Origin of the sequence: Virgisporangium ochraceum, from assembly GCF_016863655.1 — a bacterium.
In the GTDB taxonomy this organism is placed as follows: Bacteria; Actinomycetota; Actinomycetes; order Mycobacteriales; family Micromonosporaceae; genus Virgisporangium; species Virgisporangium ochraceum.
The window spans coordinates 166,814-177,402 of record NZ_BOPH01000102.1 but is presented as its reverse complement, the minus strand read 5'-3'; the positions used below and the strand labels follow the sequence as shown (position 1 = coordinate 177,402).

Genomic DNA, 10,589 nt, shown 5'->3' with positions numbered 1-10,589 from the left:
ATTCCCGGCTCCGGAACCGGTGCGGCAGCATGGCGGGGTGAGTGAACCCGACGTCCGCGTCGTCCACCTGACCTGCGCCGCGTTCCGCGCGTTGGCCGACGGCGACCTCGGCGCCGCGACCGCGGCCAGCCCGGTGCCGGTCTCGCCGTACCTCGCCGGGCCGCAGTGCCAGGGGCTGTGGCGCATGCGCAGCGCCCAGTGCGAACGGGACCCGGCCAGCGCCGCCTGGGTCACGGGCATCATCTGGGACGCGCACCGCGGCCTGGCCGTCGGCGCGGCCGGCTACCACGGGCCACCCGACGCGTCGGGCATGGTCGAGATCGGCTACCGGGTCGACCCCGCCCACCGGCGGCGGGGCTATGCGCGCGCGGCCCTGGAGGCGTTGCTCGACCGGGCCGCCCGCGAGCCCGGGGTCCGCCGGGTGCGGGTGAGCATCGGCCCCGACAACGCCGCCTCGCTCGCGCTGGCCCTGCCGTACGGTTTCGTGCGCGTCGGCGAGCGGTGGGACGACGAGGACGGCCCGGAGACCGTCTACGAGCGGCCGGCCCGCTAGACGGGCTGCCAGTCCGGGAACATGTCGGTGACGGCGCCGAACGTCAGCTGCGTGTTCGCCGTCCCGTCGACCTTGACCGTGAAGATGTGCCCGAAGGAGCCGTCGTCGTCGACCACGGCGTAGGCGACGTAGCGCCCGTCGGGCGACCACACCGGGTGGGTGTGGTGGAGGTCCAGGCCCGGCGCCGGAGCGGTCAGCCGCCGCACCGCGCCGGTCGCCACCTTCAGCCGGAACACGCCACTGCCCGCGCCGGACCCGACGACGAAGCGGGAGAACACCAGCTGCGTACCGTCCGGGGACCAGTCCGGCCAGCCGTCGTAGCGGCCCGCGACGGCCGTCGTCACCGGGGTCTCCACCATCGTCGCGAGGTCCAGGACCACGAGCTGGCTGCCGCCGACGGCGGTCTCCCGGGCGAAGACCACGCGCGTGCCGTCGGGCGACCAGACCGGCGCGGTCTCCTCCGCGGCCGTGGCGGTCAGCTGCACGAAGCCGCCACCGCCGACGTCCCGGCGGCAGATGTCGGCGGGCACGGCCGGTCCGGCGTAGCACTCGTACACCAGCGACAGCCCGTCGGGCGACCAGGCCGGGTGGCGGTCGAGCGCGGTGCCGGGCACCATGGCCGGCCCGGTGCCGTCGGCGTTCATGACCCACAGCCCGTCGACACCCCCGCCGACGCGACGCAGCGCGATCCGGTCGCCGGCGGCCGACCAGGCGGGCCGCTGGTCCTCCACCGCGGGCGACACGGTGAGCTGGGTCAGCCCGGCCCCGCTCGACTTGATCGTGAAGACGTCGCTGATCGCCGACAGGGCGTCCCAGCGCTGGAACGCGATCCGGCCGTTGCGCCCGGGAAAGGCCGCACCGGCGGGGACGGCCGGCAGCGTCGCGGAGACGGCCAGCGTCGCGAGGCACAGGGCGATCAGACGTTTCATGTCCGGCACGGTAGGTGCCTGACGCACGGGCGAATCCGGTCAACCCGGAACGGCGCCGAAATCCGACAGACGGTCAGCGCCGGGCGCGGTCGCGGAGCAGCGCGTCGCCGGTCCGGTAGAGCTCCACGAGAAGGGGACGCAGCCGCTCACCGGCCCCGGTCAACCGGTACACGGTTCGCGCCGGGAACCCCCGCCGGCGGTGGCGTTCGACGAGGGTCTGCCGCTCCAGACCGGCGAGCCGCTCGCTCAGCACCTTCGCGCTCAGCGTGGGAAGGGCGAGCCGGAGCTCGCCGAAGGACCGGGGTCCGTGCATCAGCTCGCGCAGGACGAGGGTCGTCCACCGGCCGCTGATCGCGGCGAGCGCGACCTCGACCGGGCAGGTCGGTTCGGGGCGGCGGGTCGCGCCCCGGGCGTCGGGGACCAGCTGCGTGCTCCAGGCGACGCTTACCGTTTGGTTACCCGCGCGGGGGTCGGCTTGGCTACCGGTATGGCCTCCGAGTTCACCAGTCACCCTGACAGTCTCGCTCTGACCGACGACCCCGGCCACCACCCGGCGGTCTTCGCCCGGGCCTTCAACACCGGCGACGTCGCCGCGGTGGAGCGGGTCTACGAACCCGGCGCGATCCTGGTCCCCACGCCGGGTAGCCCGGTCACCGGCGCCGCGCGGGCCGCCGCCAACCGACGCTTCCTCGACCTCGGGGTGCCGATCGACGTCCGCCTCCGGCACGCATATGTCGTCGACGACCTCGCGTTGCTGATCGTCGACTGGACCATCGACGGACGGGACACCCGCGTCGGGGGCACCGCCACGGACGTGGCGCGTCGCGGCACCGACGGCCTGTGGCGGTACGTCATCGACAACCCGTTCGGCACGGCGGCACCGTGAACCTACGTGCGTGGAGCGCCGACGTCCGCCAGGAGACGCCGGAGCTTGGCCGCCCGGGCCGGATGGCGGTGGCCGACCCAGGCGACCCGGCCGGCCAGGTGCGCGGCGAAGTCGGGGTGGCCGTCGCGGTTGGCGGCGGCCAACCCGTTCCGGGCGGCGTCGTGCAGGATCGCGCGCAGCAGGTCGTACTCGGCACGCGGCACCGCGGGCGCGGCGTTGACCACCAGACCGGCCAGCTGTTGCCGGTCGGCCCGGCCACGCACCCGGGTCTTCGCGGGGTTGGTCCCGAACCCCTCCGCGGTCGCGACAGCGGTGACGTGCGTGACCAGGTGCCCGGCCTGCCGGGCGGTGAGGTCGCCGGAGAACGCGAGGTCGTCGGCGTACCGGGTGTAGCCGACGCCGAAGCGGACGGCCAGCCCGGCGAGGCGACGGTCGAGCCGGTACGCGCACAGGTTCGCCAGCGCCGGTGACGTCGGCGCGCCCTGGGGCAGGTGCGGTTGGCGCAGCAGGGCGGCGCGGGCACCGGCGGCGGCCCGGTCGGGTGCGGTGCGCAGGACGGCGGCCGGCGTGCGGGTGGTGGTCAACGCGGTCAGCGTGTGCGCCACCGGCTCCGGATAGCCGGCCGTGCGGAACACGCCGTAGACCCGGCCGGCGGTGACGGTCGTGAAGAACGCCCGCAGGTCGAGCCGCACGACCGTCGGCTTCCCGGCGTGCGCGGCCGCGAACGTGTGCACCCCGCGGCCGGGCACGAAGCCGTGCACGCTCCCGTGGACCGGCAGCAGGCCGACGACCGTGTCGAGCAGGTGCCGCTGCACCGCCCGCAGCCGCGGCTTCGGCGCCTCGATGAGCCGGTGCGGCAGCCACGTGTAGCGGTAGTGGCGCAGCCGCTCGTCACGCGCGTGCCGGTTGAGCTCGCGCCGGTCGGCGAACCAGTCGAGGTGGTCGCCGTCGAGGTCCAGGAAGTCGGCGAGCGCCGCCAGGTCGTCGATGGCCGGCGTACCCCAGCGCATCCGCTGCGTGCGGGTGGGGACCATGCGCCGCTCGCGCACGACAGCGGCGCCGACCCGCTGCCCCGCCGGTCCCGTGGCACCCGCGACGAACGCCGCGAGCTCGCGCGGCCTGTCCACGGGCGGGTCGCGGTAGGCGCGGAGGACGGCCGTGACGACCGGACCGAGCCAGCGCGGCCGCGCGGCGAGAACCGTGCGACCGACGGCGAGCAGCTCCGCCCGGCGCCAGGCCACGGTCAGGAACGCGTCGGCGAGCGCCGACGCGACCCGACGCGGCGCCTGCCGCCGGGTGGCAGCGTGTCCCGACGATGCCCCGTCGTGCCTGCGCCGTCCTGCGCGGAGCGCGGATGCGCGCCGGCGATGCGCTGCGGTGCTCACTGCGTCGTCCTCGGGGTTGCCCCGAAGAGGCCGTCGGCGCGCCGCGGACGACGCGCTCCGGCCAGCTCGGGACACGCTGCCATCGGGACAGCATAGGAAACCGGTCCGTCAGAACGTCGCATGGAGGACCCTGACGAGGTCGTAGGGCGGGTCACCGCGTACGTCGAGCGGGGCGACCGGGACGCGATCCTCGACGACGAGGCCACCCGGTTCGGCGAGCGGCCCGCGTGGCACCACGACCGCGACCGTGCGGTGCTCCTGTTCGGGACCCTGGTGCGGACCGCGTTCGAACACCGCTGGCTACGGACCGCGGACGCGGCCGACCTCGACGGCGCGGACCGTCAGGAACTTCCCACCCGGCTGCGCCTGCGTGGACATGCGACGACGGTCCCGAACCGGGCGCGGACTTCCCTCACCCCGCGCGGATGAGCGCCGGTCTCAGTGGCTGACCGTGTGCGTGGTGACCGCCGCGGCGGCCGCCCGGTCGACGGGACGCGGGCGGCGCATCCGGTGCCGCGCGATGAGCGCGACGAGCGCGACCCCCGCCGCCGAGACGACCGTGAGCCCGACCGACGCCCGGGCGAAGCCGTCGGCGAGCGCGTCGGCGTCCCCGGCGCCGGCCGAGCCGTACAGGGCGGCCGTCACGGCCACCATGACCGACGCGCCGACGTAGCGGGCCATGTTCGACACCCCGGAGGCCGCGCCGACCTCGTCGGCCGGCACGGCACTCGTCGCCAGCGACGAGCACGGCCCGTTCGACAGGCCCAGGCCCGCCGCGACGGCCACCATCGGTAGGACGAAGGCCACGTAGGACCACGAGGCGCCGACGAAGCACAGCACGAGGAAGCCGAGGGTGCTCACCGCGAAGCCGCCACCGACGACCGCACCGACCCCGAACTTGTGGGCGAGCCCGACCACCAGGGGCGCGACCACGACCAGCGCGACGGTGAGCGGAAGCGTCGCCAGCCCCGCCTCGAACGGCGACATGCCCAGCGTGGCCGGGTCCTGGAAGTAGATGCTCAGCAGGAAGCCGAGCCCGTTGACCGTGCCGGCGCCGATGAGGATCCCGATGGTCGCGGCGACGAGCACCTTGTTGCGCAGCAGCGCCAGGTCCACCAGCGGTGCCGACACCCGCCGCTCCGCGGCGAGGAAGCCGTACGCCGCCACGACCGACACCACGAGGCAGCCGATCGTCGCGGGCGAGGTCCAGCCCCAGGCGGGTCCCTGGCTCACGGCCAGGATGAACGGCGCGAGGATCGCCGCGACGAGCCCGGTGCCCAGCCAGTCGATGGAGCGCGGCCGCTCGGGGTCGCGCGACTCGCTGACCGTGCGCAGCGTCACCGGGACGCACACCGCGGCCACCGCCGCGTCGATCCAGAACAGGCCCTGCCACCCGGTGACGTCGACGAGCACGCCGCCGACGAGCGGGCCGGCCGCGGCGCCGACGGCCGACGCCGCCCCCCACAGCGACACCGCCCGCATCCGCCCCTGGCCGGCCGACCCGACGGTCAGCAGGCTGAGACCACAGGCGAGGATCGTGGAGCCGGCCGCGCCCTGGATCAGCCGCCCGACGATGACCATCGCCCCGCTGTTCGACAGTCCGATGAGGACACACGACGCGATGAACAGCGCCAGGCCGAGGAGGAAGACCCGCCGGCGGCCGTACACGTCGGCCAGCGCGCCGGCGGTCACGATGACGGCCGCGCCGACGAGCGAGTACCCGGTGACCGCCCACTGCAGGATGGAGATCGGCGACCCGGTGTCCTCGCTGATGGCGGGCAGCAGGATCGACACCGCCGACGTGTTGGCGTTGACGACGAGCGTCGACAGGCACGCGGTGAGCAGCAGTCCACCGGTCGGTCGCCGGTTGGCGACGGGGGCCGGACGGTCCTGACCTACCTCTGACATCGACGCATCCCGCCCTCCGGCGCACGGCACGACCAGTACCGCGATCCTCGCCCGCCCGCGGTGCCCGGTCGTCGTCCGCGACGGGTGACCGCCGACCTGCTCCACCCACCGCCCGCGGACCCCCGACGATCACTCACCCACGGCGGGTGATGACCGACGGGACGTCCGGAAACGACTCTCGTGACGCCGACGACGGAGCGGAGACGCGATGGCCGACCAGCACCCTGCGCCCGGGGACAGCTTTCTGCGGTGGTGGGTGCCGGCCGCGCTCGGGGTCGCCTCCATCGTCGCCGGTGTCACCCTTCAGGTCCTGCCGGACATGCCGCTGCGGGTGATGGTCGCCGTGGTCGGCGCCGGGCTCGTGCTGGCCGGGATCTCCCGCCTCAGCCGGCTCGGACCGGGATGGGCCGTCCTCGCGCCGGTGGTGGCGGCCATGTGGCTGCTGAGCGGTCTCCTGCAGCTGGTGATCGCCGCGACCGTCGACGGCCCGGCCACCCCCCGCCTGCTGGCGCTGGGTGGCGTCTCGACGCTCGTCGGGACGGCGTTCGCGGTGTGGCCGCGCTCGCTGCCGCTCGCACCCGCGCCGGGCACCGGCGCACCCGACGCCGGCCCGACCGGGCCCGGCCGACCGGACGATCTCACCTCGGACGCAACGGAGGCGGAACCATGGGATGCCTGTTCGCAATCTTCGCCGGGCTCTTTCCCCGACTCGCGCTATTCATGATCTTCATCGTCCGGCCGCGGTTCGTCGACGCGGCGTTCGACACCTGGTTCTGGCCGATCCTGGGGATCCTGTTCCTGCCGTTCGCGACCCTGATGTACGTCCTGTTCTACACACCGGGCGTCGGCCTCGTCGGCTGGGAGTGGTTCTGGGTCGCCATCGCGGCCGCCATCGACATCGCCCACATCGGCGCCAGCGCCAAGTACCGCCTGGGGCGCTGAGCCGCGATGACCGACCGCCCACCGGTGCCGCGTCGCCGGGTCCTGCTCCGGCCGCTCGGCACGGTGGGCCTGTCGCTGGCCGTCTACTACCTCATCCCGCTGCCCGACCGGAGCGACGCGTTCACCATCGTCCTGCTGGTCGTGGGCCTGGCGACGGTGGCGGTCGTGCTCGCCTGGCACGTACGGGCGATCGTCAGCTCGCACTACCCGCGGATGCGGGCGATCGAGGCCCTCGCGGTCGCGGCGCCGATGTTCCTGCTGCTGTTCGCCGCGGCGTACTACCTCCTGGCCCGGTCGTCGACCGACAACTTCGGCACCGGGCTGAACCGCACCGACACGCTGTACTTCAGCGTCACGGTGTTCTCCACCGTCGGCTTCGGCGACATCGCGCCGCAGAGCTCGGACGCCCGGCTGCTCGTGACCGGCCAGATGATCGGCAACATGATCTTCATCGGCCTCGGCATCCGCCAGCTGCTCGCCGCGACGCAGCTCGGGCTGCGGCGACGCGCGTCGGCGGACTCCGACGGCGACCCCGGCACAACCGGTTAATCCGTCCCGGATGATGCCGCGTCCGCCGCGCCGCGCCCATGATGCCGGTCAGCTGCCCAGGGCTCGGGGTGATCCGCAGGAGCAGCCGCCCTGAACGGAACCACCGGGACGGCTCGTGGCCGGCCCGCGGAGACGGAAGGAACCGATCGCGTGAGTGCGATGGATGTCCCCGCCAAGCGGCAGGGACCCGCAGCCGCCGAGCCGCAGGACGCGGCCCGGCCCGCCCGGCCCGCCCGGGCAACCGCATACATCTCGTGGGTGGCGCTGGCTCTGATGACGACGAGCTCGGTCGCGAGCCTGCGGCCGTCACCCACCATGGCCGTCTACGGACTGGCGTGCATCTTCCTCTACGTGGTGCCGGCGCTGGTGTTCCTGCTGCCGACGTCGCTGGTGTCGGCGGAGCTCGCGTCGGGCTGGAGCGGAGGTGTCTACAACTGGGTGAGCGAGGGCATCTCCAAGCCGGCCGGGTTCCTCGCCGTCTGGTGCCAGTTCGCCATGACGATCTTCTACTACCCGAGCCTGCTCGGGTTCGTGGCCAGCACGCTGGCCTACGTCATCAACCCGGACCTGGCGTCCAGCGGCGTGTGGACCGCGATCGTCATCATGGTCTGCTACTGGACCGGCGTGTGGGTGTCCTCGCGCGGCACCCAGGGCGTCGCCGGCCTCGCGAGCGCCGGCCTCATCATCGGGACCCTCGTGCCGGGCACCCTGCTGGTGATCCTCGGCATGGCGTTCCTGGGCCAGGGCAACGAGTCGGCCGCGCCGATGACCGCCGACAACCTGCTGCCGGCGTGGGCGGGCCTGGCCAGCCTGGTGCTCATCGTCAACAACTTCCTGTCCTACTCGGGCATGGAGATGAACGCGGTGCACGTCGGGTCGCTGCGCAAACCCGGCAAGGAGTTCCCCCGGGCGATCTTCCTGTCCATGGGCCTGGTCCTGCTCATCTTCATCCTGCCGGCGCTCGCGATCAGCTGGATCGTGCCCGCCGAGCAGCTGTCGTTGACCGCCGGCATCATGCAGGCCTTCGATGTCGTGTTCGTGGAGTTCGGGTCGCAGTGGCTGACCCCGATCGTCGGCGTCATGCTGGTGATGGCCTCGCTCGGCGGCATGCTCACCTGGCTCGCCGGCCCGTCGCGCGGCCTGCTGCTGATCTCGCGCAAGGAAGGCTACCTGCCGCCGTACCTGCAGCGCCTGAACAAGCACGGCGTGCAGCAGAACATCCTCGTCGTGCAGGGCGCGGTCACCACGGTCATCGCGATGGCGTACGCGTTCATCCCGGACGTGTCCAGCGCCTACTGGATCTTCTCCGTGATCACCACGCAGGTGTACCTGATCATGTACCTGCTGATGTTCGTGGCCGCGGTGCGGCTGCGCCGCAAGCACCCCGACCACCCGCGCGGCTACCGCGCCCCGATGCTCGTGGGCCTGTGCGGTGTCGGTTTCGCCGCCTCCCTGGCCGCGCTGCTGATCGGCTTCATCCCGCCGTCGCAGTTCGAGTCCGGTAACGCGGGCATCTACGTGGCGGTCGTCGCCGGCGGTGCGCTCGGCCTCGGCCTCCTGGTCCCCTATCTCTTCTACAAGGCCCGCAAGCCCTCGTGGAAGACCGAGAGCGACAGCGACGGCGCCGAGGAGGTCGTGGCGGAATGACCGTCTGGGTGGACAAGCAGAAGCGCAACCGCACGATCACCTACTGGGTGCTCGGGCTCGTCTTCGTCGTGATCGCCGGCACCGCACTGCTGATCTTCACGAGCTCGCGCGACGCCGCGCAGGCCGACGAGAAAGCCGACCAGCTCATCTCCGAGGCCCGGGCCGCCGGGCTGCGGGTGCCGGCGAAGGACACGGTCGTCGCGGTGCTCGGCGACGACGGCGGGGCCACCTGCGCCGACCCGGTCAGCGCGCTGGGCCGCGGCGTGGTCTACGGCATGATGACCAACGGCGCCGGCGGACCGGGTACCCGACCGGTCATCGCCGACAAGAACGTCCTCAAGGGACAGCTGCTGATCATCAAGGTCTACTGCCCCAAGTACCTCGAGGAGTTCCAGGAGTTCGCCGAGGACCTGAAGACCGCCGACGTGGCGAAGGGGTGACGTCGATGGAGCTCAGGGAACGCGTGGCGGAGCTGATGGGCCAGGCCCGCTCGGACCTCGAGGAGCTGGTGTCGTACCGGTCGGTGGCCGACCCGCGCCAGTACCCGGTGGAGGAGTGCGAGAAGGCCGCCGAGTGGGTCGTCGACCGGTTCACGGCCGCGGGCTTCAGCGACGTGCGGCTGGTCGAGACGGCCGACGGCAGCCGGGCCGTGTACGGCGCCCGGCCCTGTTCCGTACCGGACGCGCCGACCGTGCTGCTGTACTCGCACTACGACGTCCAGCCGCCGCTGGACGAACGCGCCTGGCGGACCCCGCCGTTCCAGCTGACCGACGTGCGCGGTCGCTGGTACGGCCGGGGCTCGGCCGACTGCAAGGGCAACATCGTCATGCACCTGACCGCGCTCCGCGCGCTGGGCGACGACGTGCCGGTGAACCTGAAGCTGATCGTCGAGGGCTCCGAGGAGCAGGGCACCGGTGGGCTCGAGGACTTCGTGGTCCGCAACGCCGACCTGCTGCGCGCCGACGCGATCCTGGTGTGCGACACCGGCAACGCCGCGGTCGGGGTACCGGCCGTGACGGTGAGCCTGCGTGGCCTGGTCAACGTCGTGGTGACGGTGCGGGCGCTGCGCTCGGAGGTGCACTCCGGCATGTTCGGCGGCGCCGCGCCGGACGCGCTGGCGGCGCTGATCCACATGCTCGCCTCGCTGCGCGACGACGCGGGGAACACCACCATCGAGGGCCTGGACAACACCACGACCTGGCACGGGGAGGACTACCCGCCGGCCAGGTTCCGGGCCGACGCCGGTGTCCTCGACGGGGTGTCACTGCTGGGCGGCGGAACGGTGTCGGACATGATCTGGGCCCGGCCGGCCGTGACCGTGCTCGGCATGGACTGCCCGCCGGTGGTCGGCTCGGCGTCGGCGGTGCAGCCGCAGGCCCGGGCCCGGCTGAACCTGCGGGTGCCGCCCGGCATGGACCCGGTCAAGGCGGCCGACGCGCTGATCGCGCACCTGCACGGCGCCGCGCCGTGGGGCGTGCAGGTGACCGTCGAGCGGGAGGGGTCCGGTGAACCGTTCCAGGCCCGCACCGGCGGACCGGCGTACACGGCGCTCGCCGCCGCGATGCGCGAGGCGTACGGACGGGAGATGACCGCGCTCGGCCAGGGCGGCTCGATCCCGCTGTGCAACGTGTTCGCCGACACCTACCCGGATGCCGAGATCATCCTGATGGGCGTCGAGGACCCGATGTGCCTGATGCACGCGCCCAACGAGAGCGTCGACCCCACGGAGATCGCGGGGATGGCCCTGGCCGAAGCGCTGTTCCTGCGCGCCTACGCCGACGGGCGGTAGC

13 protein-coding genes are annotated in these 10,589 nt (G+C 73.2%); 9 read left to right on the top strand and 4 right to left on the bottom strand.

The window, feature by feature from the left end; translation table 11 throughout:
* Positions 1–19 precede the first annotated feature (19 nt).
* Positions 20–553, top strand: a complete 534-nt coding sequence (locus Voc01_RS37835) for a GNAT family N-acetyltransferase (protein WP_239160789.1) — start codon at positions 20–22, stop codon at positions 551–553.
* Here Voc01_RS37835 and Voc01_RS37830 read toward each other — a convergent pair.
* Both Voc01_RS37830 and Voc01_RS37825 read right to left on the bottom strand, forming a co-directional pair.
* Positions 550–1,482: a TolB family protein gene (locus tag Voc01_RS37830; RefSeq protein WP_203932478.1), complete on the bottom strand. Its 933-nt coding sequence runs from the start codon at positions 1,480–1,482 to the stop codon at positions 550–552. The genes Voc01_RS37835 and Voc01_RS37830 overlap by 4 nt on opposite strands.
* A gap of 73 nt (positions 1,483–1,555) precedes the next feature.
* Positions 1,556–1,906: a winged helix-turn-helix transcriptional regulator gene (locus tag Voc01_RS37825; protein ID WP_203932497.1), complete on the bottom strand. Its 351-nt coding sequence runs from the start codon at positions 1,904–1,906 to the stop codon at positions 1,556–1,558.
* 63 nt (positions 1,907–1,969) lie between these two features.
* Between Voc01_RS37825 and Voc01_RS37820 the strand changes: the two genes are divergently transcribed.
* A complete protein-coding gene (locus tag Voc01_RS37820) occupies positions 1,970–2,368 on the top strand; it encodes a YybH family protein (protein WP_203932477.1) in 399 nt (132 codons plus the stop codon).
* Between the two features lie 2 nt (positions 2,369–2,370).
* On the opposite strand, the gene Voc01_RS37815 is transcribed toward Voc01_RS37820, so the two are convergent.
* A complete protein-coding gene (locus tag Voc01_RS37815) occupies positions 2,371–3,753 on the bottom strand; it encodes a reverse transcriptase family protein (RefSeq protein ID WP_203932476.1) in 1,383 nt (460 codons plus the stop codon).
* Between the two features lie 120 nt (positions 3,754–3,873).
* On the opposite strand from Voc01_RS37815, the gene Voc01_RS37810 reads away from it, so the two are divergent.
* Positions 3,874–4,182: a hypothetical protein gene (locus Voc01_RS37810; RefSeq protein WP_203932475.1), complete on the top strand. Its 309-nt coding sequence runs from the start codon at positions 3,874–3,876 to the stop codon at positions 4,180–4,182.
* 9 nt (positions 4,183–4,191) lie between these two features.
* Here the strand turns inward: Voc01_RS37810 and Voc01_RS37805 are convergent, their stop codons facing one another.
* Complete coding sequence (locus Voc01_RS37805; RefSeq protein WP_203932474.1) at positions 4,192–5,661, bottom strand: MFS transporter; 1,470 nt, start codon at positions 5,659–5,661, stop codon at positions 4,192–4,194.
* Positions 5,662–5,869: 208 nt separating this feature from the next.
* Between Voc01_RS37805 and Voc01_RS37800 the strand changes: the two genes are divergently transcribed.
* The 6 genes from Voc01_RS37800 to Voc01_RS37775 all read left to right on the top strand — a co-directional run bounded on the left by Voc01_RS37800 (position 5,870) and on the right by Voc01_RS37775 (position 10,588).
* On the top strand, positions 5,870–6,385 hold the full coding sequence (locus Voc01_RS37800) for a DUF308 domain-containing protein (RefSeq protein WP_203932473.1): 516 nt from the start codon (positions 5,870–5,872) through the stop codon (positions 6,383–6,385).
* Entirely contained in the window at positions 6,382–6,603 is a 222-nt protein-coding gene (locus tag Voc01_RS37795) for a hypothetical protein (RefSeq protein ID WP_239160784.1), read from the top strand. The genes Voc01_RS37800 and Voc01_RS37795 overlap by 4 nt, the downstream gene beginning before the upstream one ends.
* Positions 6,604–6,609: 6 nt before the next feature.
* Positions 6,610–7,152, top strand: coding sequence for a potassium channel family protein (locus tag Voc01_RS37790; protein ID WP_203932471.1), 543 nt, complete (start codon positions 6,610–6,612; stop codon positions 7,150–7,152).
* A gap of 159 nt (positions 7,153–7,311) precedes the next feature.
* Positions 7,312–8,799: a glutamate/gamma-aminobutyrate antiporter GadC gene (gadC, locus tag Voc01_RS37785; RefSeq protein ID WP_203932496.1), complete on the top strand. Its 1,488-nt coding sequence runs from the start codon at positions 7,312–7,314 to the stop codon at positions 8,797–8,799.
* Positions 8,796–9,239 carry a hypothetical protein gene (locus Voc01_RS37780; protein ID WP_203932470.1) on the top strand — a complete coding sequence of 148 codons (444 nt, stop codon included), beginning with the start codon at positions 8,796–8,798 and terminating at the stop codon, positions 9,237–9,239. Before gadC ends, Voc01_RS37780 begins: the two co-directional genes overlap by 4 nt.
* 5 nt (positions 9,240–9,244) lie before the next feature.
* Positions 9,245–10,588, top strand: coding sequence for a dipeptidase (locus Voc01_RS37775; protein WP_203932469.1), 1,344 nt, complete (start codon positions 9,245–9,247; stop codon positions 10,586–10,588).
* Position 10,589: the final 1 nt, after the last annotated feature.